This is a genomic window from Roseovarius sp., assembly GCF_030373445.1.
Lineage (GTDB): Bacteria > Pseudomonadota > Alphaproteobacteria > Rhodobacterales > Rhodobacteraceae > Roseovarius.
On the sequence record NZ_JAUCYU010000004.1, the window covers coordinates 332,388 to 357,093 of the forward strand.

The following is a 24,706-nucleotide window of genomic DNA, read 5'->3' on the forward strand; positions in this document are numbered from 1 at the left end:
CCATGACCATCCTCGCCTATCTCATTCCGATCTCGCTGATCATGGGCGGGCTGGGGCTGGCCTTCTTCATCTGGACGGTGAAGACCAACCAGTATGACGACCCCGAGGGCGACGCCCGGCGCATCCTCTCGGACGAGTACGACGACAAGCCGAAGCAGTAGGGGAAGGCCATGGCCGTCAAGCGGATCGTCGCCAACATCGCAACGGAACGCGTGGCGGAGGTGCGGGCGTTCTATTCCGAGCTCCTGGGGCTGGAGACGGCGATGGACATGGGCTGGATCGCGACGCTGGCCTCGGGCGCGCAGGCGCTGACACAGGTGAGCATCATGTCCGAGGGCGGTTCAGGCACGCCGGTGCCGGATCTTTCGATCGAGGTGGATGACGTCGATGCCACTTATGCCCGGGCACAGGATATGGGGTGCGACATTGCCTATGAACTGACGGACGAGCCCTGGGGTGTGCGGCGCTTCTACCTGCGCGACCCGGCGGGCAAGCTGGTCAACATCCTCTCGCACAAGGGATAGGGCAGGGCGAGGTCACTCGCAGGATTTAATGGCCTCGTCATGCGCCTCCCGCGCGGCGTTCATCCGCTCGAGCAGCTCCTCACGGTCGGTATCGTTTTGCCCGGCGACCGTTTCGATCGCCGCGTCCCACGCAGCCTCTTCCTCCTGGCCGTTGGCCTTGCCGTCGAGGTAGAGCACACCGACCGCGTTGTACATGTCGGCGTCTTCCTCGCCGATCTCCTCTGCAAGAGCGTCGGTCGCGCATTCGCATTGGGTGTCGTCGTTGCCGCTCTGATCGAGACACATGGCCGTCGTGTCGGCGGCGGTGGCCGGGCCCGATGCGACCATGGCAAGGACGAGGATGAAGGGAATATGTTTCAGCATGGCAACCTCCCAGCGGCGTACAGCTAAAAGATAGAACGCCGGGGCCAGAAGCAAAGTTCCCGGACGCGGCGGTGGGGGCCGCGTCCGGGAGGTGCACGTCCCGGTTAGGGGAGGTGTGGTCGTCACCCGGCCCTTCGTAACGGGGATCGGCGCGACCGACAGGGCGCTACCCCGTCGGTTCGATCATGAAACAGGTGATCTTCTTGGCCTGAAGCCGGCGGCAGGCCAGCTCGGCCGTCTCGCGGGTCATGCCCATGAAATTGGCGTCGTAACCGCTGTTGCGCTTGAGCACCTTGCGCAGGCTGCCATCGAGCGTCGACATCTCGTTCAGCGCGATCTGCAGCAATACCTTGCGCGCCTTGTACTGGCTCGGGTAGCGGCCCACGGTGATGCCCCAGTGGCGCCCGCCCGAGGTCGAGACGCGCTCGACGATCTCCTGCTCGGGGTCGCCCTTGGGCTCGCCGATCTCGCGTGAGGCGAGAACGATGCTTTCGGGCCGCAGTTCCGGCGTGACGTCCGGGTTCACGTCAAGCGCCGCGGTCAGCATTGCAGAGCCGGGCTCGGGCACGAGTTCGGCTTCTTCCGCCTCGGCGGTATTGCGCTCTGGCTCGGTTTCGGGCTCGTCCAGCGAGACCTCCTGCGCGGCGAGGATCGCGTTTTCGATATCCGCCTTGTCGGCCACCAGCACCGGTGCCGGCTCCTCGGGCACGGGGCGCATCACCGGCCGCAGGCTGCTCTTGACCGCGGCGGCGCTGGCGAGCCGCACGACCTTGCCGACACCGCCGGGCACATCGTCGCCGTTGATCTTGCCCATATAAGGTGGCTTCGACGGCTTGTTGATGGCCACATGCGTCTTCGACCGGGCAAAGCCGAGGTCGAGCAGCTCGGCCACCTTGGCATTGCGCGAGGCAGTCGAGCGGCCGCCGAAGACGGTGGTGATGATGCGCTTGCCGTCCCGTTCCGCGCTTGCCGTCAGGTTGAAGCCGGCGGCGCGGGTATAGCCCGTCTTGATGCCGTCGGCGCCCCGGTAGCTGCTCAGCAGCTTGCGGTTGGTGTGATAGACCTTGCGCACGCCCGCATCGGCCGTGATCCGCGAGAACAGGTTGTAGTACTCGGGATAGTCGTAGAACAGGTGCCGCCCGAGGATCGTCATGTCGCGGGCGGTCGACTGGTGCCCGGACTCGGTCAGCCCGTGGGCGTTCTTGAAGGTGGTGTTCTTCATGCCGAGCGCCTTGGCGGTACGGTTCATCCGCGCCGCGAACCGGGCCTCGGAGCCCTCTATCGCCTCGCCGAGCGCGGTGGCCGCGTCATTGGCCGACTTCACGGCGGCCGCGCGGATCAGGTAGCGCAGGCGGATGCTCTGCCCGGCGCGAAGGCCCAGCTTGCTGGGTGGCTCGCTGGCGGCGTGACTGGATATCTTGATCCTGTCATCAAGCCCGATCTCGCCGTTCTCGACGGCTTCGAACACGATGTAGAGGGTCATCATCTTGGTGAGGGATGCCGGGTGAAGCCGCGTGTCCGCGTTGCGGGCATGCAGTACTTCGCCCGAACGGGCATCCATCACGAGGGCGGCATAGGGCGCCGCCGCGGCGCTAAGGGGGACTATTACCATCATCCAGAGGGCGGCCAACGCCACCAGACCCCACCGGATCGGCTGTTTGCTCCGGGCTCTCATGAACCTGCTCTTCTCTGCCTCGTCCCGCACTTTTGGCGGGTTTTTTACTTTATGGGATTATTGGTAACACAAGGCGAAATTCGAATAAAGCCGTCATTTAAAAGAGTTATCCGGGTGCTGGGTTGCGTTTCCACAACATGTGGTATGTAGATTCGCGTCGCTCCCAACCCGTGCCAATGTGGCGGGAATGTGGCGAGGATGCTCTGCACAAAAAACGGGCCCTGGGCCGTTTCCGGCCAGGGCCCGTCACCCGCATGGCGGAATCACGCTTTAGTTGAGCGCCTCGTCGGTGATCGCATGGGTCCATGCGTCATCGCCCGGGTGCTCGGTGATCACCGGGGCCGAGCCGCCCGACAGCAGCGATTCGACCGTCCGCTCGAAATCTTCAGGATCGAGCGCGCCGTTCGAGCCCGCGGTCAGCTTGGCAACTTCGCCCATCATCCGCTTCTGGTGCTCTTCGGTCTGGGCGCCGGTGGCGTCATTGTCGAGCACGATCATCGCCGCCTCGTCGGGGTTCTCCTCGGCCCATTTCCAGCCCTTCATCGAGGCGCGGACGAAGCGCACCATCTTGTCGGCGAACTCCGGGTCCTCGAGGTTCTCGCCCAGCACGTAAAGCCCGTCTTCCAACGTGGCGACGCCCTGGTCCTCGTACTTGAAGACAACCAGCTCGTCGGGCGTGAGGCCCGCGTCGATGACCTGCCAGTACTCGTTATAGGTCATGGTCGAGATGCAGGCCGCCTGGCCCTGAAGCAGCGGGTCGACGTTGAAGCCCTGCTTCAGCACGGTCACCCCGTCATCGCCGCCCTCGGTCGGGATGCCAAGCTGGCTCATCCAGCTCAGGAACGGGTATTCGTTGCCGAAGAACCAGACGCCCAGCGTCTTGCCCTTGAAGTCTTCCGGGCCCTCGACGCCTGTATCCTTGCGGCAGGTCAGCATCATGCCCGAGCTCTTGAAGGGCTGGGCAATGTTGACGAGGTCGAGCCCCTTCTCGCGGCTGGCCAGCGCCGAGGGCATCCAGTCGACGATCACGTCGGCACCCCCGCCGGCGATGACCTGGGCCGGCGCAATGTCGGGGCCGCCCGGTTTGATCGTGACGTCGAGGTCTTCCTCTTCGTAGAAGCCCTGGTCCTGGGCCACGTAATAGCCCGCAAACTGGGCCTGGGTGACCCATTTGAGCTGGATCGTGACCTCGTCGGCGGCCTGCGCCATGCCGGCGACAAGCCCCGCGGCCGCAAGGCCGATTGTGGTGGCAAGTTTCTTCATCTTTGTCGTCTCCCTTGTTGTGGTTTCCGGTTATGCCCGGCCCCTTTGTGACGGGTGCCAGAATGTCATTGCCTTCTCGATCAGCGCAACCCCGCCATAGAAGCCCGAGCCCGCCAGCGCGGCGACCACGATCTCGGCCCAGACAAGGTCCATCGAGAGCTGCCCGACCGAGGTCGAGATGCGAAAGCCCATGCCCTTGATCGGCGAGCCGAAGAACTCGGCCACGATGGCGCCGATCAGCGCCAGCGTGGTGGCAATCTTGAGCCCGTTGAAGATGAACGGCATGGCGGCTGGCAGGCGCAGCTTGAACAGCGTCTGCCAGTAGCTTGCGGCATAGGTGCGCATCAGGTCACGCTGCATCGCCTCGGTGTCCTGCAGTCCCTGCACGGTGTTCACCAGCATCGGAAAGAACACCATGACCACGACGACCGCCGCCTTCGACTGCCAGTCGAAGCCGAACCACATCACTAGGATCGGCGCAGTGCCGACGATGGGCAGGGCGGCCACGAAATTGCCCACCGGCAGCAGCCCGCGCTTGAGGAACGGTGAACGGTCGATGGCGATGGCCAACAGCACGGCGGCGCCACAGCCCAGGATATAGCCGGTCAGCGCGCCCTTGATGGCGGTCTGCACGAAATCCTGCCACAGGATGCCGGTGGAGGCGGCGAAACGCGCGGCGATCTGCGTTGGCGCGGGCAAGAGCACGGTCGGGATGTCGAACCCCCGCACGATGCATTCCCAGACCACGATGATCGTCAGTCCGAAGATCACCGGCACCGCCAGCCGGGTGAAGCGGGTGCGCGGCCGGTGCGACAGCACGTGGTTGAGCCACCACCCCAGTGCCCACGCGGCAAGACCTGCGACCACCCACATCATTCCGCCATCCCCATCCGCTTGAGCGTGATCCGCTGCATCAGCCCGATCAGTCCCACCAGAACGGCCGCCAGCGTCGCGGCCATGATCAGCGCGCTCCAGATCTGGATGGTCTGGCCGTAATAGCTGCCGGTCAGCAACCGCGCGCCAAGGCCGGCCACGGCGCCGGTGGGCAGCTCTCCCACAATGGCGCCCACGAGGCTCGCCGCCATGGCGATCTTGAGCGAGGTGAACAGGTAGGGCATCGACGAGGGCAGGCGCAGCTTCCAGAAGGTCTGCGAGGCCGAGGCGTTCCACGTGCGCATCTGGTCAAGCTGCATCGGCCCGGGGCTGCGCAGGCCCTTCACCATGCCGACCACGACGGGGAAGAAGCTGAGATACATCGAGATCATCGCCTTGGGCAGCAGCCCGGATATGCCCACCGCGTTCAGCACCACGATGATCATCGGCGCGATGGCCAGGATCGGGATGGTCTGGCTGGCGATGACCCACGGCATGACGCTCATGTCCATCGTCCGGTTGTAGACGATCCCGACCGCCAGCGCGATGCCGAGGCCGGTGCCCAGCAGGAACCCCAGCATGGTCGAGGAGAAGGTGACCCAGGCATGATAGATCAGCGACCGCTTCGAGAAGGCGCGGCCGTCCTTGATCATCTCGCCGGTGGTGTTCCAGATTTCCACCGCCACCTGGTGTGGCGCGGGCAGCTTGGGCTTGTCCTGGCTCCAGGTGTCGGCCACGAGCTCCGAGAAGCCCAGCGTCACGTCGGCGCGCTTGGCCTTGTCATAGGCCCATGGCGCGTTCAGCACGACCGCGGCCCCGTACCACAAGGCGAAGATCACGGCGACCACGGTCAGGACAGGCACGGCATTCCGCATCAGGTTGTCCCCGCCCGGTGTTTCATCTTTCCATAAATACTCGAATTGCTCCGTCTTCCGAGAGCGGGGATATTGAGTATTTTTTGAAAGATGAAAGGATTTGGTGGCTTATTGATAGAGCGGTACAGGCTGGAGAGCCGATGACCGCGAAAGGTGAAAGTCCTCCGCCCCGTCAAAAGGGCGGGGGCACCCCCGCAAATGGCGACGCCGCCCGCAAGGGCGGAGGAGCGGGTGCTACTCATCATAGCTGTGCCCCGCGCGCAGCCCGTCGCGGACGCGATGGGCGACTTCGAGGAATTCCGGCGTATCACGAATGTCGAGCGGCCGTTCCTTCGGTAGCGGGCTTTCGATCACGTCGCTGATCCGCCCCGGCCGGGGCGACATGACGACGATGCGCGTCGAAAGATAAACCGCCTCGGGGATCGAATGGGTAACGAAGCAGATCGTCTTTTCCGTCCGGTCCCAGAGCTGCAGAAGCTGCTCGTTGAGGTGGTCGCGCACGATCTCGTCCAGCGCGCCGAAGGGCTCGTCCATCAGCAGGATGTCGGCATCGAAGGCCAGCGCCCGCGCGATCGAGGCGCGCTGCTGCATCCCGCCGGACAATTGCCAGGGATATTTCTTCTCGAATCCCGCCAGGTCGACCAGTTCCAGCACCTCCTTCACCCGACGGTCCTGCTCGGATTTGCCGTAGCCCATGATTTCCAGCGGCAGGCGGATATTGCCGCCGATGGTGCGCCACGGGTAGAGCCCGGCCGCCTGGAAGACATAGCCATAGGCCCGCGCCATCCGCGCCTCGGCGGCGCTGACGCCGTTGACGGTGATGGTGCCGCCGGTGGGATGCTCCAGATCGGCCATGCAGCGCAGGAAGGTGGTCTTGCCACAGCCCGATGGCCCGATGAAGGACACGAAATCGCCCTTGCGGACGTCAAGCGTCACGTCCTTGAGCGCATGAACCGGCCCGTCATTCGTCTCGAAGGTCAGCGAGAGGTTCTCTGCGCTGATGACCGAATTTCCCGTCACGTGTCTTCCCCCGCTTGCACCGCGCAGATTGCGCCCATGCTGGCCCGGTGTTGTCAATGGGCCGGTCCCGCCTGTTGGCGGGACCGGCCGGTTCGTCTCAGATCCCCGCCGGAATGTTCATCGGGTCCCGGTGGATCTGTTTCGGCGCCGTCAGCTCCTTCCACTTCGACAGCGCGGCATGCGCCGAGGGGAAGGCCGGGCGGGGCACGAAACGGCCGCGGCCGGGCTGCGGCTGCGAGTTCTGGCCCCAGGCCCAGATTACCTCGCCGCGCGAGATGGTGTAGCGGGCGTTGGCCGTCACCTCGAAACCCTCGAAGACGTTGTAATCGAGGATCGAATGGTGATTGGCCGCCGAGATCGTCTTGGAAATCTTCGGGTCCCAGACCACGATATCGGCATCGGCCCCTTCCACGATCGCCCCCTTTTTCGGGTAGATGTTGAGGATCTTGGCGACGTTCGTCGAGGTCACGGCCACGAATTCCTGCGGCGTCAGGCGACCGGTCTCCACGCCCTTGGTCCAGAGCACCGAAAGCCGCTCCTCCAGCCCGTTCGAGCCGTTGGGGATCTTGGTGAAGTCGTTCACGCCCATCCGCTTCTGCTCGGTCGAGAAGGCGGCGTGGTCGGTCGCCACCACCTGCAACGACCCGGCGGAAAGGCCGTTCCACAGCCCGTCCTGGTTCTCCTTGTCCCTGAACGGGGGCGACATGACGCGGCGGGCGGCATGATCCCAGTCCTTGTTGAAATACTCGCTCTCGTCGAGGGTCAGGAACTGGATCAGCGGCTCGCCATAGACCCGCATCCCCTTCTGCCGAGCGCGGCGGATGGCTTCATGCGCCTGCTCGCAGCTCACGTGCACGATATAGAGCGGCACGCCCGCCGCGTCGGCGATCATGATCGCCCGGTTAGCGGCCTCGCCCTCCACTTCCGGCGGCCGCGAATAAGCGTGCCCCTCGGGCCCGGTGATGCCCTGTTCCAGCATCTGCTGCTGCAGGTCGGCGACGATATCGCCGTTCTCGGCATGCACCATCGGCAGCGCGCCCAGCTCACGGCAGCGCTTGAACGAGGCGAACATCTCGTCATCCTCGATCATCAGCGCGCCCTTGTAGGCCATGAAGTGCTTGAACGAGTTGACGCCCATTTCCACGGCGTCCTTCATCTCGTTGAAGATGGTCTCGTTCCAGCCGGTCACGGCGATGTGGTAGCCGATATCGCTGCAAATCTGCGGCCCCGACTTGCGGTGCCACTCGTTGATCGCGTTCTTGAGCGAGCCGTCGGCGCCCGGCAGGCAGAAATCGACCAGCATGGTCGTCCCGCCACAGGCCGCGGCCCAGGTGCCCGTCTCGAAGGTTTCGGCGGCCGTGGTGCCCATGAATGGCATTTCCAGGTGCGTATGGGGGTCGATGCCGCCGGGGATGACATAGGCGCCCTCGGCGTCGATATACTCGTCGCCCGAGAGGTCCTCGCCGATCTGCTTGATCGTCTCGCCCTCGATCAGGACGTCGGCCTTCCACGTCCGGTCTGCCGTGCAGACGGTGCCGTTCTTGATGACTTTGGTGGTCATTGTTTAACTCCCTGGTTTATCCCGCAGAGTATCTGCCTTCTTCTTGGGCAAAATATCCCGGGGGTTTGGGGGCTGGCCCCCAATTACTCCACGATCTCCGCCGTCTCCACCACGGCATGCATCAGCACGTCCGTCCCCGCCGTGGCCCACTCTTTCGAGATCTCCTCGGCCTCGTTATGCGACAGCCCGTCGACGCAGGGGCACATCACCATGGCGGTGGGCGCCACACGGTTGATCCAGCAGGCATCGTGCCCGGCGCCCGAGACGAGGTTGCGGTGGGAATAGCCCAGCCGGTCGGCCGCGTTGCGGATGGCGGTCACGCAGCCCTCGTCGAATTCCACCGGGTCGAACCCGCCGGCCTTCTCGAACTCCACCTCGCAGCCCATGTCGGCGCAGATCTTCTTCGCGCCTTCCTTCATCCGGGCCACCATGTCCTCGATCACGTCAAGCTGGGGCGAACGGAAATCGACGGTGAAGACCGCCTTGCCGGGGATCACGTTGCGCGAGTTGGGGTAGATCTCGATATGCCCCGCCGCGCCCACGGCGTCGGGCGCGTGCGACAGGGCGATCTCCTCGACCAGTTCCAGCACGCGGGCCATCGCCAGCCCCGCATTCTTGCGCATCGGCATGGGCGTCGAGCCGGTATGGGCATCCTTGCCGGTGATCGTCACCTGTGTCCAGCTGAGGCCCTGACCGTGGGTGACGACGCCGATATCCTTTTCCTCGGCCTCGAGGATCGGGCCCTGTTCGATATGCAGCTCGAAGAACGCGTGCATTTTGCGGTCGCCCACCTTCTCCTCGCCTTTCCAGCCGATCCGCTCCAGCTCGTCGCCGAAACTCTTGCCCTCGGCATCCTTGCGCCCGTAGGCCCAGTCCTGTTCGTGCATCCCCGCGAAGACGCCCGAGGACAGCATGGCCGGCGCGAACCGCGTGCCTTCCTCGTTGGTCCAGTTGGTCACCACGATCGGGTGCTTCGTCTTGATGTTGAGGTCGTTCAGGGTGCGGACCAGTTCCAGCCCGGCCAGCACGCCCAGCACCCCGTCATACTTGCCGCCCGTCGGCTGGGTGTCGAGGTGAGAGCCCACGTAGACCGGCAGCGCGTCGGGGTCGGTGCCCTCGCGCCGGGCGAACATGTTGCCCATCTGGTCAAGCCCCATGGAACAGCCCGCTTCCTCGCACCATTTCTGGAAAAGGGCGCGCCCTTCGGCATCTTCGTCGGTCAGGGTCTGGCGATTGTTGCCGCCGGCCACGCCTGGGCCGATCCTGGCCATCTCCATCAGGCTGTCCCAGAGCCGGTCGCCGTTGATCTTCAGGTTCTCGCCCGGTGCCGCCATGGCATCATCCCCCTTGCTGTTGACCTGTCCAAGGTGCCCGAGTCGCGCGGGATGCGCAAATCAGGGGCCGGCTCTTGCGGTCGTGGCTTTTTTACCATTTGGTCAAGTTACGATTGCGGAGCGGGCTTTCCCTGTCAAGGCGCGAGTGCGGAGCCCCGCCGATCTGGCCAGTGGCAGGCCATTGATGCTAGAGATTTGAGCAGTGCAGGAAAGGACCCCTGATGCAGGACAGTTCCCCGGCGGCGGAGACCCCGAAACCGAGCCGGATTCAGCGCCGGAACCGCAAGCGTATTCTCGACGCGGCGCTCGAGGTGTTCTCGCAATACGGCTTCCGAGGGGCGACGCTCGACCAGATCGCCACCGAGGCCGGGCTGTCGAAGCCGAACATCCTGTATTACTTCTCGGGCAAGGAAGAAATTCACGTCACCCTGCTCAACGCGCTGATGGATACCTGGCTCGATCCGCTGCGCAAGATCGACCCCGAGGGCGACCCGCTGGAGGAGTTGCTCCAATACGTCCATCGCAAGCTCGAGATGAGCCGCGAGTTTCCCCGCGAGAGCCGCCTCTTCGCCAACGAGATCATCCACGGCGCGCCACGCATGGGCCCCGACCTCGAGACCGTGCTGAAGCCGCTGCTGGAACAGTCCGCCACGATGATCGACGGCTGGGTCGCCGAGGGCCGCATCGCGCCGGTCGACCCGCGTCACCTGATCTTCTCGATCTGGGCAACGACACAGCATTACGCCGATTTCGACGCGCAATTGCAGGTGTTGATGGAAGGCCAGGACGTTCTCGAGGGCGCCAGCGCCTATCTCGACACGCTCTACCGGCGGCTGCTGACGCCCTGACGCAGGCTGGACGGGCGGCGCCCCCGCGCTACCCTCTAGCGTCTCGTGAAACGGAGCTGTCCCATGCCTGCCAAACGCCCCAAGCTTGTCGGCATCAACCATGTCGCCCTCGAAGTGGGTGACATCGGGGATGCGCTCGATTTCTACGGCCAGTGGTTCGATTTCGAGCTGCGCGGGCGCGGCGAGGGCTCGGCCTTCCTCGACATGGGCGACCAGTTCCTCGCCCTGATGGAGGTGGAGGAGATCACCACCGACAATCACCGCCATTTCGGCCTCGTCGTGGATGATCGCGACGGGCTGCGCGCCAGGATGGAAGCGGCGGGGATCACCTTCGTGTCCGAAAAGCGGTTCGACTTCCTCGACCCCTGGGGCAACCGGGTCGAGGTCGTGGCCTACCCGGATATCCAGTTCCTCAAGGCCCGCGAGGTGCTCGACTCCTCGGGGCATGAAGGCCTGCGCAAGTCGGAGGAGGCGCTGGAGGAACTGCGCGAGAAGGGGATCGACCCGCCAGCCGACGCCTGACCGCGCTTGCCGGGTCATTGGCCCGCTGCTACGCTCTTTCCAGCATGTTCAGGACCTTATCCCTTCCGGCGACTGCATTGCTGGCGCTGCTTTTTGCGCCGCTATCCACCGCGGCGGAGGGTCTGCCGGATACAGCCGCGATCCTGGCCGATTTCGGGGTGAATGTCAGCCATGGCGCTGCAAGCGGCTACGTGCCCGACGCCACCTGCGCGGAGTGCCACGCCGACAAGGCCGAAAGCTTTGCCGAGATGGGCATGGCCCGCAGCTTCTACCGCCCTGCCGCCGAGAAGGTGATCGAGGATTTCGAGCCGGGCACCTATTTCCACGCCCCATCGAACCGGCATTACCGGATGGAATGGCGCGACGGCACCTACTGGTTCCACCGCCACCGGCTTACCCCGGACGGGACGGAGATTGACCGGTTCTCGGTCGCCGTCGACTGGGTTCTGGGGTCGGGCAACCATTCCCGCGTCTACCTGTACCAGACTCCTGACGGCGCCCTGCACCAGTTGCCTCTGGCGTGGTACTCGCAGGAGGGAAAATGGGCCATGGCGCCGGGCTATGAGTTCGCCGATCACGGCGGTGTGCTGCGCGAGGTCAGCCCGCGCTGCATGGGATGTCACAACGCCTATGCCGAGTACGCGGAGGGCAGCGGGCGTGAGGGGATGGCGTGGCTCTACCCCGCCGACCTGCCCGAGGGGATCGGCTGCCAGCGCTGCCACGGCCCTGGGGCAGAGCATGTGCGCCACGCCATGACCGGCGATACAGATATCGAAACGCTGCGGGCCGCCATCGTCCAGCCGGGCAAGCTTGATCGCGAGCGGCTCTACTCGATCTGTTACGGCTGTCACATGCAGCCCACCGTGGCGGTGAACGGCCAGTTCCGGCTGGGCCGGGGGCCGTATTCCTTTCGGCCGGGGCAGGATCTGGGCGATTTCATCCTCCAACTCGACATCGTCGACGGCCATCGCGAACAGGGGGAACGGTTTGACATCAACCACCACCCCTACCGCATGGAGCAGAGCGCCTGTTTCACCGCCAGCGAGGGTGCGCTGGGCTGCCTGACCTGCCACGATCCGCATGTGAAGATCAAACCCGAGGAGCGGGCGGCGCATTACCGCGAGGCCTGCCTGAGCTGCCACGAAACCGACGCCAACGGCTTGCCCGAGATGGTGCTGGCGGAGGGGCTGCACCCCGACATTGCCGCAAGCGAGGATTGCACCACCTGCCACATGCCCGAGCGGCGCACGCAGGACGTGATCGAGGTCTGGATGACCGATCACCGCATCGTCCGGCGCCCCGGTACAGGCCTGCTGGAACCGATCGAGAAGCTGCCGGCGCAGGTGCTCGAGGTCTACCTTGCCGACCCCGATGCGGCCGTGCCCGAGGACGAGGCGCTGGCGCTCAAGATCGCGGCCGTTCTGCAGCACACGGGCTATCGGGCGGGATATGCGGCAAACGCGCTGCGCGATCTGCTGGCCGAAAACCCGATCGCCGCGCATGAGCCGTGGATGCACCTGCTGCGCGCCTACGTGACCCAGAACCGTTTCGTCGAGGCAGACCGTATCGCCGAGCACACCCTCTCGCTAGATCCGGCAAACCACACCAGCGTCAACCTCGCCGCCTCGGCCTTTTTCAAGACCGGTCAGCAGGGGCGCGCCATCCGCCTGCAACAGGATCGGCTGGCAGCGGACCCCGGCGTTGCAAGCGGCCAGATCAACCTTGCCGGGATGCTGTATGACAGCGGCGATATCGACGGCGCCTGGGCCGCCGCCCAACAAGCGCTGGCCCTGCGCCCGGTGTCGTGGCGGGCGATGGCGCTGCTTGGCCGGATCGCCGCCGATGCCGGAGAGACCGATGCGGCCATCGGGCACCTGACCCGCGCGTTAGACGTCGCGCCCGAGGCCGACGACCTGCGCCGCGACCTGATTGCCCTGCTGGAATTCGCGGGCCGTACCGATGAGGCTGCCCGCCATGCGGCGATGCTCGACTGAGCCGGGCTACCCCAGCAGCCGCCGCGCGATCACCTGCGCCTGGATCTCGGCCGCGCCTTCGAAGATGTTCAGGATCCGCGCATCGCACAGCACCCGGCTGATCGAATATTCCAGCGCGAAGCCGTTGCCGCCATGGATCTGCAGCCCGTTATCCGCCGCCGCCCACGCCACCCGGGCGCCCAGCAGCTTGGCCATCCCGGCCTCGAGGTCGCAGCGGTGGCCGTTATCCTTTTCCCATGCGCTGTAATAGGTCAGCTGGCGGGCGATCATGATCTCGACCGCCATCATCGCCAGCTTGCCCGACACGCGCGGAAACTCGATCAGCGACTTGCCAAACTGTTTGCGGTCGACGGCATAGCGCATGGCGATATCCAGCGCCGACTGCGCCACACCGATGGCGCGGGCGGCGGTCTGGATGCGGGCGCTCTCGAATGTCTCCATGAGCTGCTTGAAGCCCTTGCCCTCTTCGCCGCCCAGAAGGTTCTCGCCCTTGACCATGAAGTTGTCGAAGCCAAGCTCGTATTCCTTCATGCCGCGATAGCCCAGCACCTCGATCTCGCCGCCGGTCATGCCCTCGGTGGGGAAGGGGGCCTCGTCGGTGCCCGGCGTCTTCTCGGCCAGGAACATCGACAGGCCCTTGTAGTCGGTCGTCGACGGATCGGTCCGCGCCAGCAGCGTCATCACGTGGGTGCGCGCGGCATGGGTGATCCAGGTCTTGTTGCCGGTGATGCTGTAATCGCCGTTCTCGTCCTTCACCGCGCGGGTGCGCAGGCTGCCCAGGTCCGAGCCGGTGTTGGGTTCGGTAAAGACGGCCGTCGGCAGGATTTCACCGCTCGCGATCTTCGGCAGCCAGTGCGATTTCTGGTCGTCCGTGCCCCCGGCCAGGATCAGCTCCGCCGCGATCTCCGACCGCGTGCCGAGCGAGCCGACGCCGATATACCCGCGCGACAGCTCTTCCGAAACCACCACCATCGACGCCTTCGACAGGCCCAGCCCGCCAAGGTTCTCGGGAATGGTCAGGCCGAACACGCCCATCTCGGCCAGCTCCTCGATGATCTCCATCGGGATCAGCTCGTCCTTGAGGTGCCATTCGTGCGCGTGCGGCTCGACCTTGTCGAGCGCGAAGCGGCGGAACTGCTCGCGGATCATCTCCAGCTCTTCATCGAGCCCGGTGGCGCCCACCGTGGTCTCGGCGCTGCGCTCCTGCATCAGCTCGACAAGCCGCGTGCGCGCGGCCTGGCTGTTGCCGCGGGCCATCAGGGTCTGCACTTCGCTGCACTGGAAGCCCGGCAGCGCATCCCAGCCAAGGCCCATCTCCTGCAGGCGCACCACCTCGCCCTGGTTCATGGCGATGCCGCCGGCAATCTGGTGCAGGTACTCGCCAAAGGCGATCTGGTGAATAAGCTGCTCGACCTCGCCGAACTTGCCGTCCTCCTTCAGCCCCTCGGCCCATTTCTGCATCTGCCGCAGCGCTTCGACGTAGGTCGCCAGCCACGCCAGCCCGTGCGCCGCGCTCTGGTGCGCCTCCACGGCGCGCGACGACACGCGGCCATCGACGACGACCATGGCCCGCACGGCCTCCTTCGCGGCTTCCAGCACGGTTTCGGCGGGCGCCACTGCGGCGCCGGTGAGGGTCAGAAGATCGTCCAGCACGACCGGGTTCGACGTCACGCTGTCCTGTCCGTCATGAGCCATGAATCAGTTCCCCTTTTCGAAGTCGCCCCGTCCTAGCCACTTTGCAGGTGCAGCGCAACTATTATGCCGAATACCCTTAGGTTTTGTTCTAATCTTGCGCCCTCATGCCGCACGCGCAGCACGCCTTCCAGCTGCCAAACCTCAAATAGCCCGTGCGCCCGCCGGGGAAAGTGCTAGGAGGGGGCCGATGGACGCACTTACGCCGGAACTGGTGGCCGTCGCCTGCGCGGTGGCCCTGCTGGCCGGCCTCGTCAAGGGGCTGGTCGGTTTCGCCATGCCGATGATCCTGATTTCCGGGCTCAGCATGATGGTGCCGCCCGACGTGGCGCTGGGCTGGCTGATCCTGCCGACCTTGGTCACAAATCTCTGGCAGGCCCTGCGGCAGGGGGCGGGGGCGGCATGGGCCTCGGTCCGCCGCTTCCGGCGCTTCCTGCTAGCGGGGTTCGTGCTGATGGTCTTCGCCGCCCAGCTTGTCACCTCGATCCCCAGCGGGGTGCTGTTCCTTGTGATCGGCGTGCCGATGACGCTTTACGCCGGGCTCACCCTGGCGGGCCGCCCTCTGCGCCTCCCCAGCCCGCCGGGCGCGCGGGTGGAATACGGTGCCGGGGCCGTGGCGGGGTTCTTCGGCGGCATCTCGGGCGTCTGGGGCCCGCCTACCGTGGCGCTGCTGACTGCGCTCGACACCGAGAAATCCGAACATCTGCGCGTGCAGGGCGTGATCTACGGCGCGGGCGCCGTGGTGCTGATGGGCGCACACCTCGCCTCGGGCGTGCTCAACGCCGAGACATTCAAGGTCTCGGCCCTGCTGGTGCCGCCGGCGCTCCTGGGCATCTGGGCGGGCTTTGCCATCAATGACCGGATCGACCAGGCCGCCTTCCGACGGCTGACCCTGATCCTTCTGCTGCTGGCAGGCCTCAACCTCCTGCGCCGCGCCCTCTTCGCGGGGTGACACGGCCCGGCTTCTTCTGGCCGGAAATATCCCGGGGGAGGCGTTGGACCCCTGCAGGGGTCCAACGTTGGGGGCAGCGCCCCCTTCCAACACCGCATCTTATCCGCTAAAGCCCGCGTGAGTTCGAAAAACCGGCGGAAGACGCACGATGAAATTCACCCTGTCCTGGCTCAAAGACCACCTTGAAACGACCGCCACGGTCGATGAAATCGCCGAGGCGCTGACCGATCTCGGTCTCGAGGTCGAGGAAATCTCGAACCCCGCCGCCCGCCTGTCGGCCTTTACCATCGGCAAGGTCGTCAAGGCCGAGCAGCACCCCGATGCCGACCGGCTCCGCGTCTGCCAGGTGATGACGGACGAGGGCGAAAAGCAGATCATCTGCGGCGCCCCCAATGCCCGCGAGGGGATCACGGTCGTGATCGCCAAGCCCGGTGTCTACGTGCCCGGCATCGATACCACCATCGGCGTCGGCAAGATCCGCGGCATCGAGAGCTTCGGCATGATGTGCTCGGAGCGCGAGATGGAGCTTTCCGAAGAGCATGACGGCATCATCGAACTGCCGTCGGGCGAGGTGGGTCAGAGTTTTACTGACTGGCTGGCCGCCAATGACCCGGCCAAGGTCGACCCGGTGATCGAGATCGCCATCACCCCAAACCGCCCCGACGCGCTGGGCGTGCGCGGCATCGCCCTCGACCTTGCCGCGCGTGGCATCGGCACGATGAAGCCCGCCCCCGAGGCCCATGTCGAGGGGCAGTTCCCGTGCCCGATCGACGTCACCATCGATGACGACACGCGCGAGAGCGGCTGCCATGTCTTCGCCGGCCGCCTGATCCGGAATGTGAAGAACGGCCCCAGCCCCGAATGGCTGCAGGACCGTCTGCGCGCCATCGGCCTGCGCCCGATCTCGGCGCTGGTGGATATCACCAACTTCTTCACCCATGACCGCAACCGCCCCCTGCACGTGTTCGACGCCGACAAGGTCAAGGGCAACCTGCGCATCCACCGCGCCAAGGGCGGCGAAACGCTGGAAGGGCTCGACGAGAAGACCTACACCTTCTCGGAAGGGCAGGTGGTGATCTCCGACGACGAGGGCGTCGAGAGCATCGCCGGCATCATGGGGGGCCTTGCCACCGGCTGTACCGAAGAGACGACCAACGTGTTTCTCGAGGCCGCCGTCTGGGATCATATCCAGATCGCCCATACCGGCCGCGCGCTCAAGATCAACTCCGACGCCCGCTACCGCAACGAGCGCGGCATCGACCCGGAATTCAATATGCAGGGTCACGAGCTGGCCACGCAGATGATCCTCGATCTCTGTGGCGGCGAGCCGTCCAGCGTGGTCGTCGCGGGCGAGGTGCCCGATGTCAGCCGCGCCTACCGGCTTGATCCCGCGCGGGTGCAGTCGCTTGTCGGCATGGACATTCCCGAAAGCGACCAGCGCCAGACGCTCACCCGGCTCGGCTTCCGGCTCGAGGGCAACATGGCCCACGTGCCAAGCTGGCGCCCCGACGTGATGGGCGAGGCGGATCTGGTGGAAGAGGTGGCCCGCGTCGCCTCGCTGACGAAGCTGAAGGGCAAGCCCATGCCGCGCATGTCGGCCGGCGTGCCCAAGCCCATCCTGAGCCCGATCCAGAAGCGCGAGCAGATCGCGCGCCGCACCTGTGCCGCGCTTGGCTACAACGAATGCGTCACCTACAGCTTCATCGACAAACCGGCGGCCGAGCTTTTCGGCGGCGGCACCGATGCCGAGATGCTGGCGAACCCGATCAGCTCGGAAATGAGCCACATGCGCCCGGCGCTGCTGCCCGGCCTGTTGCAGGCCGCCGCCCGCAACCAGGCGCGCGGGATCATGGACATGGCGCTCTTCGAGGTGGGTCACGCCTTCCAGGGCGGTGAGCCGGGTGAACAGCACCTGCTGGCCACCGGCATCCTTGTCGGCCGCACCGGTCCCAAGGACGTCCACGGCCAGTCGCGCGCCGTCGATCTGTATGACGCCAAGGCCGATGCCGAGGCCGTGCTTTCCGCCATCGGCGCCCCGGCGAAAGTACAGATATTGCGCGATGCCGAGGGCTGGTGGCACCCGGGCCGCCACGGCAAGATTTGCCTGGGCCCGAAAAAGGTGCTGGGCATCTTCGGCGAACTGCACCCCAAGGTGTTGCGCGAGATGGATGTGAAAGGCCCCGTCGTCGGCTTCACCATCTGGCCCGCCGAGGTGCCGCTGCCCCGCAAGGCCGGCGCCAACCGCGGTGCGCTCGAGGTGAGCGGGCTGCAGGCGGTCGAGCGTGACTTCGCCTTCGTGGTCGATGCGAATGTCGAGGCGCTCAACCTCGTCAACGCCGCCGCCGGGGCCGACAAGGCGCTTATCGAGGATGTCCGCGTTTTCGACGAGTTCATCGGCGGCAGCCTCGGCGAGGGCAAGAAAAGCCTCGCCATCACCGTGCGCCTGCAACCGACCGACAGCACCCTGAAGGACGCCGATATCGAGGCCGTGTCGCAGAAGATCGTCGAGAAGGTCGAGAAAGCCACCGGCGGCGTGCTGCGCAAGTAACGTGACCCGCCGGTCACAGTTTCCCTGAGTGAATTTCAGAAGGGCTTGAGGCGACTCGAGCCCTTCTCGTATTCAGGCGCCTTACGCAACGACTCCCACTTTGCAGGAGAGAGACATGTCTGCACACGATTGGCGGCCAAGCCCGCCCGACAAGACCCTCTAGTTGCCCGCGGCCTGACCTGCGGGCGCGATGGCGCATACCCCAGGATCAGACCGATGACCCCCGACGAGATCATCCGCCTGCGGCAGGACTTGCCGAGCGCGGAGCCGTTCAACTACTACACCGACCGCGAAAGCGCCTGGCTGCTTCAGGCCTTGCTGCCCGCCGACGCTCCCGTGCGCGCTGTGCGCCAAGGGCCGCTGGCCAAGTTGCTCGACAGGCCGCTGGTGAAACCCCTCACCGCCGCAGGCGACGGGATGATCCGCCGCGCCGACCTTCAGGTGCTGACCCATGCCGACGGCCCCATCCCCTACGAAAGCCTCACCCCCGCAACACTGGCCGCGCTGGAACGTGCTTTCGATCTGCCCTGGCTCGACTTCGAACTGAGCTTCACCGTCTGGGGCAACAGCAACTGGCACTGGGCCCAGACCAGCCGCCCCGGGCGCAACCTCGTGCTGCAACTTAACTTTCCCGGCGATCACGCAGCCCTCCTGGAACGCACCGTTGGGCTGCAGGACCGTGGCAAGTTCGAATGCCCGGAGCACCCGGTGCGCCGCACCGGGCGGCCGACGCTCGCCTGGGCGCGGCTCGATATCGACCGCGGGGCAGGGGTGGCGCTGATCGAGGAAATCCAGTCCGACTGGCTGCGCTTCGTCCGGTGGGAGCTGGACGACCTGCGCCACCTCCGCCCCCGCTCCCGCGCCCTGCGCGATACGCAGGCCTACGAAGCGGCGCTAACCGCGCGGTACGAGAAGGTCTGGCCGCGTGCCGTGCTTCTGGCCGCGCTGAAGCTGCTGCGCGATCGGCTGCGGATTGCGGAAATCTATTATCACCAGCCGGGACCGGGGGCGGTGCTGAAACACTCCCGCCCGCCCGTCTCGCTCTATTCGTCGCTGCCGAAAGCCTTCTGCTTCGAGCCCACGCGCGACGTACCGCCCTTCCTGCGGCGCAAGCGGCGCAAGCACCTGTCGCGGTTGCCGAAGGACAGGCCGCTTTTCTGGAAGATGGCCTTCTAGGGGCAGGCGAGGGGTTGCCCCTGCCTGTCCCGGCGCTATCCCTTGGGGCGACCAAGAAGGAGACATGACCCATGGGGCTGAGAGTATACCTGTCCGGTGAAATCCACACCGACTGGCGCCAGCAGATCGTCGAGGGGGCCCACGGGCTCGACGTCTGGTTCAATTCACCGGTGACCGATCACGCGGCGTCCGACGATTGCGGGGTGGCCATCCTGGGTGCCGAGGACGACAAGTTCTGGCACGACCGCAAGGGCGCGCTGGTCAACTCCATCCGCACCCGCAAGGGGATCGAGGATGCCGACGTGGTCGTCGTCCGCTTCGGCGACAAGTACAAGCAGTGGAACGCCGCCTTCGATGCCGGTGTCGCCAGCGCGCTGGGCAAGTCACTGATCATCCTGCAACCGCCCGAGCACGACCACGCCCTGAAGGAGGTCGACGCCGCCGCGATGGCCGTGGCGCGCGAGCCGGGGCAGGTGGTCGATATCCTGCGCTACGTGCTGGAAGGTACCTTGCCGGGCTGAGGCTCAGGACACGAAGTCCGGTTCGTTGCAGCCCATCGCGTCGGTTGCAGAGCCCATCGGCGCGATCACGTCGAAGGTCACCGAATACACGATCCGGCCGTTCGAGCTGGCCGACATGGTCCAGGTGCCCGGCGTGACCTCGTAATCGGCCTCGAACGAAAAGCTTGCATAGCCCATGTCATCGGCTGACAGGTAGGTCTGCCAGCTTTCATGGGTGATCCCCGCCGCGCCGTGCGGCGGATGCTCCACGTGCACCGTGGCAGGCCCTTCGAATTGCGGCAGAACCATCACCCGCACGCCGAACTCCACGCCGATCTCTGCCGGCACGGTTGTGCCGCGATAGGTGAAGGGCGGCGGGTCGGTGACAAGCGAGACGGTGCCCGAGATGGTATCCTCGGCCACCATCTCCTCTTCCGTCGCGACCTTGCACATGTAGCCGTATTCAAGCTGCGCCACGCCGTTGGTGACCGGGTTGGCCGCCAGCGGAGTGCCGCAAACGAAAAGGGCCACGCACAGGGCCGCTTTCGCGAAACCGGTATGCGTGGCCCGAAACATCGGAGATCGCCGCCCCTACCCGATCGCCGCCGCTTTTACGTCGTCGTCGATATAGGGCTGGTACTGTTCGAAATTGTCCGCGAACATCTTCACCAGCTTGGCGGCCTGCGCGTCGTAGCCTTCCGGGTTGCCCCAGGTCCGGCGCGGGTCGAGCAGAACCTCCGGCACGCCCGGAACCTTGATCGGAACCTCGAAGCCGAAATTCGGATCCTTGCGGAAATCGACCTTCGACAGCGACCCGTCCAGCGCGGCCGTCAGCAGGGCGCGCGTGGCCTTGATCGGCATCCGCGAGCCGGTGCCATAGGCGCCGCCCGTCCAGCCGGTGTTGACCAGCCAGCAGGTCGCGCCGTGCTTGGCGATCTTCTCGCGCAGCAGGTTGCCATAGGCCTCCGGCCGGCGCGGCATGAAGGGCGCGCCGAAGCAGGTCGAGAAGGTCGGCTGGGGCTCGGTCACGCCGCGCTCGGTTCCGGCCACCTTGGCGGTGAAGCCCGACAGGAAGTGATACATCGCCTGCGCCGGCGTCAGCCGCGCGATCGGCGGCAGCACGCCGAAGGCGTCGCAGGTCAGCATGATGATGTTCTTTGGATGCCCGCCAAGCGCGTTGGACGAGGCGTTCGAGATATACTCCAGCGGATAGGCGCAGCGCATGTTCGCGGTCAGCGAATCGTCGGCGAAATCCAGCTCCAGCGTGTCCTCGTCATAGACCATGTTCTCGATCACGGTGCCGAACTTGGCCGTGGTGGCGTAGATCTCCGGCTCGGCCTCGGGGTCGAGGTTGATGGTCTTGGCATAGCAGCCGCCCTCGAAGTTGAAGGTGCCGCGATCCGACCAGCCATGCTCGTCATCGCCAATCAGGATCCGCTCGGGGTCGGCCGACAGGGTGGTCTTGCCGGTGCCCGACAGGCCGAAGAAGATGGCGGTGTCGACCGGGTTGCCGCGAGCGTGGTTGGCCGAACAGTGCATCGGCATGATGCCTTTTTCCGGCAGGATGTAGTTGAGCAGGCTGAAGACCGATTTCTTGTTCTCGCCCGCGTATTCCGTGCCGCCGATCAGGATGATCTTGCGGTCGAAGTTCAGCGCGATCACCGTGTCCGACTGGCAATCGTGCTTCTTCGGGTCGGCCTTGAAGCTGGGGCAGTTGATGACGGTGAAATCGGCGACGAACCGGTCGAGCGCCTCGCGCTCGGGGCGGCGCAGCATGTGGCGGATGAACAGCCCGTGCCAGGCCAGCTCGGTGATCATCCGCACGTTGATCGAATGCGCCGGGTCGGCACCGCCGACAAGGTCCTGCACGTAGTAGGTGCCGCCGCTCTGGGTCATGTGGGCAAGCATGTCGTCATACAGCCTGTCGAACCCCTCGGGGCTCATCGCGGCGTTGTTTTCCCACCAGATGCTGTCGGCGACACTGTCGGTCTTGACGACGTGCTTGTCCTTGGGCGAACGGCCGGTGAACTTGCCGGTCGACACCAGGAACGTGCCGCCGCGGCCCAGCCGCCCCTCGCCGTTGCGCAGCGCCGCTTCGATCAGGGCCGGCTCGATGAGATTGTAATGGACATTGTCCAGCCCCGTGATGCCTTGATCCTCCAGCCGGAATTGCGGGTTTACCCGTCCGAATGCCATGTTCTGCAAACTCCTTGGTCGCGGTGGCCGTGCCGAGGCCGGCCCAGAAAAACTCGCCACCGGTCACGCCCGGTGTGGCGATGCGCGTCGCCTCGCGATTTGGCTCTTAACATGACGGTTTCTTGATTGAACAGGACGCTTTAACACAGTTAGCGCAACCAAGCCCAAGTTAGCGCAACCACAGCGGCAGACCGCCAAATCGGTCGGATCGAATGCGGCGCGAGTGAGTCAATTTAGCCATTCCTAAGCATTTTCGGTCTCAAATGCAGGCGTCCCGGCGGCCGATTCGCACTTTGGGATTGATTAAAAACGGCGAAAAGGCGCATAATGCCGAAAAAAGCAGGCAATTTGGGCAGCTAAAGGGATCACATCATGTCAAGAATCGCCCTGGTGGACGATGACAGAAATATTCTAACGTCCGTTTCCATGACACTCGAGGCCGAAGGTTTCGAGGTTGATACGTATAACGACGGTCAACAGGCGTTCGACGCCTTCAGCAAGAAGCTGCCCGACATGGCCGTTCTCGACGTCAAGATGCCGCGTATGGACGGGATGGACCTGCTGCAGCGCCTGCGCCAGAAAACCTCGATGCCGGTGATTTTCCTGACCTCCAAGGATGACGAGATCGACGAGGTGCTGGGCCTGCGCATGGGCGCCGACGATTACGTCAAGAAACCGTTCTCGCAACGGCTGCTGGTCGAACGCATCCGCGCCCTGCTGCGCCGGCAGGAGGCGAACGCCGGCGAGATCGTCGCCGACACCGAGGATACCAAGGTGATCGAACGCGGCGAGTTGCGGATGGACCCTCTGCGCCACGCCGTCGCCTGGAAGGGGCAGGACGTGTCGCTCACCGTGACCGAGTTCCTCCTGCTCCAGGCCCTGGCACAGCGCCCCGGCTTCGTCAAAAGCCGCGACCAGCTGATGGACGTAGCCTATGACGATCAGGTCTATGTCGACGACCGCACAATCGACAGCCATATCAAGCGCCTCCGCAAGAAGATGCGGATGGTCGATCCGGAGTTTTCGGCCATTGAGACGCTTTACGGGATCGGGTACCGTTACAACGAAGAATAATGGCGCTGGCCGAGGGGATAAACGTGCGCGATCAGTCGCTCTCTGACGACGATGGCGTCGTCCTCGGAGATGATTTCGTAGCCCCGGAGAACGTGGTCGAAGACGAGGTTCGTATTCGCCGCGAGAAGCGGGGCTATTTTTCGCGTGGCGGGGCGTCGCTGACCCGCAAGATCATCACCTTCAACCTGATCGCCCTCAACGTCCTCGTTGCCGGCATCCTCTACCTCAACTCGTCCCGCGACGGGCTCGCGCAACAGCGCGCCGACAGCCTCGCCAGCGAGACCGAATTGATCGCCGACGTGTTCGAGGCCCAGCTGCCATCGGCCGCACCGGTCAGCCTTGCCACCGGCGACGGCATCGATGTCGACGCCACGCTCGAAGGGATCGACCTGCGCCCGGGGATCGAGGTCTATGTCTTCGATCCCGACGGCCGCCTGGCCGGCCATGTCGAAAGCAGCACCGAGGGTTACGAGATGCCCTCGGCCCGCCACCCGACCTATATCACCGACGCGATTTCCTGGGTGTGGGACAGGGTCTCGGCCCCGTTCTCGCCCGAGTCGGAACGCCGCCCGCCCCCCAGTGTCGAGGAGCAGGTGCGCGCCCTTGTCGCCCCCACGCTGGAAAACGGCACCAGTGTCGGCCGGGGCCAGAACGTGCACAGCTCGGTCTTCTCCGTCGCCTCGCCGATCATCCAGGGCGACACGCCCGTGGGCGTGGTCGCCGTCGCCAACACCACCGGCGAAATCGACCAGCTTGTCCGGGTCGAGCGCGAGCGCGTGCTGCAGATGTTCCTGGTCGCGACGCTGGTGTCCGTGGGGCTCAGCCTGATCCTCGCCTCGACCATTGCCAACCCGCTGGCCGAACTGGCCGCCGCCGCCGAAGTGGGCGGCGCCCGCAACCGCGCCAAGGGCGGGCAGGGCGGACGCATCCGCATCCCCGACCTGACGGCACGCCCCGACGAGATCGGCCGCCTCTCCGGCGCGCTGCGCGGCATGGTCGCGGCGCTCTACCACCGGATCGACGGCAACGAACAGTTCGCCGCCGACGTGGCGCACGAGATCAAGAACCCGCTCGCCTCCCTCCGATCCGCCGTGGGCACCATGCGGCTGGCCAAGCGCGAGGATCAGCGCTCGAAACTGCTCGACGTGATCGAACATGACGTGCGCCGCCTCGACCGGCTGGTCAGCGACATCTCCAACGCCTCCCGCCTCGACAGCGAGCTGGTGAAAGAGGAACAGGAAGCCTTCGACCTGATCGGCATGCTGACCAACCTGTCTCAGTACCTCGGCGAGGAGGCCGAGAAGAAGGGCGTCGAGTTCATCACCGACTTCCCGAAAGAGCCGATCATCATCACCGGTCTCGAAGGGCGGCTGGCACAGGTCTTCGTCAACCTCATCACCAACGCCATCAGTTTCTGCGAGGATGGCGACGCCATCCGCCTCTGGGCCCGCAAGCGCGAGAACCGCGTCGTCGTCGTGGTCGAGGATACCGGCCCCGGCATCCCCGACCAGGCGCTCACCAAGATCTTCCAGCGCTTCTATTCTCAGCGCTCCGAGAAGGATTTCGGCAACAATTCCGGTCTCGGTCTGTCGATCTCCAAGCAGATCGTCGAGGCGCATGACGGCGTCATCTGGGCCGAGAACATTCGCCCCACCGATGCCGACCTCACCTCCGACCCGCTGGGCGCCCGCTTCGTCGTCGGCCTGCCGGTCTGAT

Annotated in this window: 22 protein-coding genes; 11 read left to right on the forward strand and 11 right to left on the reverse strand. The window is 65.3% G+C overall.

The annotated features are described in order from the left end of the window. The first annotated feature begins 2 nt into the window (after window positions 1-2). Both ccoS and QUV18_RS10025 read left to right on the forward strand, forming a co-directional pair. Entirely contained in the window at window positions 3-161 is a 159-nt protein-coding gene (ccoS, locus tag QUV18_RS10020) for a cbb3-type cytochrome oxidase assembly protein CcoS (protein WP_300893740.1), read from the forward strand. Window positions 162-170: 9 nt separating this feature from the next. Further along, the gene (locus QUV18_RS10025; protein WP_300893742.1) at window positions 171-524 is read left to right on the forward strand and encodes a VOC family protein; all 354 of its coding nucleotides are present in this window, start codon (window positions 171-173) and stop codon (window positions 522-524) included. A gap of 12 nt (window positions 525-536) precedes the next feature. On the opposite strand, the gene QUV18_RS10030 is transcribed toward QUV18_RS10025, so the two are convergent. The 8 genes from QUV18_RS10030 to QUV18_RS10065 all read right to left on the reverse strand — a co-directional run bounded on the left by QUV18_RS10030 (window position 537) and on the right by QUV18_RS10065 (window position 9,488). Further along, window positions 537-887 carry a hypothetical protein gene (locus tag QUV18_RS10030; RefSeq protein ID WP_300893744.1) on the reverse strand — a complete coding sequence of 117 codons (351 nt, stop codon included), beginning with the start codon at window positions 885-887 and terminating at the stop codon, window positions 537-539. A gap of 166 nt (window positions 888-1,053) precedes the next feature. After that, window positions 1,054-2,562: a D-alanyl-D-alanine carboxypeptidase family protein gene (locus tag QUV18_RS10035; RefSeq protein WP_300893746.1), complete on the reverse strand. Its 1,509-nt coding sequence runs from the start codon at window positions 2,560-2,562 to the stop codon at window positions 1,054-1,056. Window positions 2,563-2,832: 270 nt separating this feature from the next. After that, on the reverse strand, window positions 2,833-3,825 hold the full coding sequence (locus tag QUV18_RS10040; protein WP_300893748.1) for an ABC transporter substrate-binding protein: 993 nt from the start codon (window positions 3,823-3,825) through the stop codon (window positions 2,833-2,835). A 30-nt stretch (window positions 3,826-3,855) separates the two neighbouring features. After that, entirely contained in the window at window positions 3,856-4,701 is an 846-nt protein-coding gene (locus QUV18_RS10045) for an ABC transporter permease (RefSeq protein WP_300893749.1), read from the reverse strand. After that, entirely contained in the window at window positions 4,698-5,573 is an 876-nt protein-coding gene (locus QUV18_RS10050; protein ID WP_300893750.1) for an ABC transporter permease, read from the reverse strand. Before QUV18_RS10050 ends, QUV18_RS10045 begins: the two co-directional genes overlap by 4 nt. A gap of 234 nt (window positions 5,574-5,807) precedes the next feature. Continuing rightward, on the reverse strand, window positions 5,808-6,593 hold the full coding sequence (locus QUV18_RS10055; RefSeq protein WP_300893751.1) for an ABC transporter ATP-binding protein: 786 nt from the start codon (window positions 6,591-6,593) through the stop codon (window positions 5,808-5,810). Window positions 6,594-6,690: 97 nt separating this feature from the next. Further along, on the reverse strand, window positions 6,691-8,154 hold the full coding sequence (gene hydA, locus QUV18_RS10060) for a dihydropyrimidinase (protein WP_300893754.1): 1,464 nt from the start codon (window positions 8,152-8,154) through the stop codon (window positions 6,691-6,693). Window positions 8,155-8,237: 83 nt separating this feature from the next. After that, a complete protein-coding gene (locus tag QUV18_RS10065; RefSeq protein WP_300893755.1) occupies window positions 8,238-9,488 on the reverse strand; it encodes a Zn-dependent hydrolase in 1,251 nt (416 codons plus the stop codon). A gap of 221 nt (window positions 9,489-9,709) precedes the next feature. Between QUV18_RS10065 and QUV18_RS10070 the strand changes: the two genes are divergently transcribed. From QUV18_RS10070 to QUV18_RS10080, 3 genes are all read left to right on the forward strand, one after another. Continuing rightward, a complete protein-coding gene (locus tag QUV18_RS10070) occupies window positions 9,710-10,336 on the forward strand; it encodes a TetR family transcriptional regulator C-terminal domain-containing protein (RefSeq protein ID WP_300893756.1) in 627 nt (208 codons plus the stop codon). 63 nt (window positions 10,337-10,399) lie between these two features. Further along, entirely contained in the window at window positions 10,400-10,858 is a 459-nt protein-coding gene (locus tag QUV18_RS10075) for a VOC family protein (protein WP_300893757.1), read from the forward strand. Between the two features lie 44 nt (window positions 10,859-10,902). Then, window positions 10,903-12,852 (forward strand): cytochrome c3 family protein, encoded by a 1,950-nt coding sequence (locus QUV18_RS10080; RefSeq protein ID WP_300893759.1) that lies wholly within the window; start codon window positions 10,903-10,905, stop codon window positions 12,850-12,852. A 6-nt stretch (window positions 12,853-12,858) separates the two neighbouring features. Here QUV18_RS10080 and QUV18_RS10085 read toward each other — a convergent pair whose 3' ends face one another. Continuing rightward, window positions 12,859-14,547 (reverse strand): acyl-CoA dehydrogenase family protein, encoded by a 1,689-nt coding sequence (locus tag QUV18_RS10085; protein ID WP_300893760.1) that lies wholly within the window; start codon window positions 14,545-14,547, stop codon window positions 12,859-12,861. 187 nt (window positions 14,548-14,734) lie between these two features. Here QUV18_RS10085 and QUV18_RS10090 point away from each other — a divergent pair, with 187 nt between their 5' ends. From QUV18_RS10090 to QUV18_RS10105, 4 genes are all read left to right on the forward strand, one after another. After that, entirely contained in the window at window positions 14,735-15,496 is a 762-nt protein-coding gene (locus QUV18_RS10090) for a sulfite exporter TauE/SafE family protein (RefSeq protein WP_300893761.1), read from the forward strand. A 148-nt stretch (window positions 15,497-15,644) separates the two neighbouring features. After that, a complete protein-coding gene (pheT, locus tag QUV18_RS10095; protein WP_300893762.1) occupies window positions 15,645-18,044 on the forward strand; it encodes a phenylalanine--tRNA ligase subunit beta in 2,400 nt (799 codons plus the stop codon). Between the two features lie 216 nt (window positions 18,045-18,260). After that, complete coding sequence (locus QUV18_RS10100) at window positions 18,261-19,220, forward strand: hypothetical protein (RefSeq protein WP_300893763.1); 960 nt, start codon at window positions 18,261-18,263, stop codon at window positions 19,218-19,220. Between the two features lie 71 nt (window positions 19,221-19,291). Continuing rightward, complete coding sequence (locus tag QUV18_RS10105; protein ID WP_300893764.1) at window positions 19,292-19,741, forward strand: YtoQ family protein; 450 nt, start codon at window positions 19,292-19,294, stop codon at window positions 19,739-19,741. A gap of 3 nt (window positions 19,742-19,744) precedes the next feature. On the opposite strand, the gene QUV18_RS10110 is transcribed toward QUV18_RS10105, so the two are convergent. Together QUV18_RS10110 and QUV18_RS10115 are read right to left on the reverse strand one after the other, a co-directional pair. Beyond that, window positions 19,745-20,251, reverse strand: a complete 507-nt coding sequence (locus QUV18_RS10110) for a DUF3859 domain-containing protein (RefSeq protein ID WP_300893766.1) — start codon at window positions 20,249-20,251, stop codon at window positions 19,745-19,747. 60 nt (window positions 20,252-20,311) lie between these two features. Next, the gene (locus QUV18_RS10115) at window positions 20,312-21,916 is read right to left on the reverse strand and encodes a phosphoenolpyruvate carboxykinase (protein ID WP_300893767.1); all 1,605 of its coding nucleotides are present in this window, start codon (window positions 21,914-21,916) and stop codon (window positions 20,312-20,314) included. Window positions 21,917-22,288: 372 nt separating this feature from the next. Here QUV18_RS10115 and QUV18_RS10120 point away from each other — a divergent pair, with 372 nt between their 5' ends. Beyond that, window positions 22,289-22,990, forward strand: a complete 702-nt coding sequence (locus QUV18_RS10120) for a response regulator transcription factor (protein WP_300893768.1) — start codon at window positions 22,289-22,291, stop codon at window positions 22,988-22,990. Next, the gene (locus QUV18_RS10125; protein WP_300893769.1) at window positions 22,990-24,705 is read left to right on the forward strand and encodes a sensor histidine kinase; all 1,716 of its coding nucleotides are present in this window, start codon (window positions 22,990-22,992) and stop codon (window positions 24,703-24,705) included. The genes QUV18_RS10120 and QUV18_RS10125 overlap by 1 nt, the downstream gene beginning before the upstream one ends. The last annotated feature ends 1 nt before the right edge of the window (window position 24,706 follow it).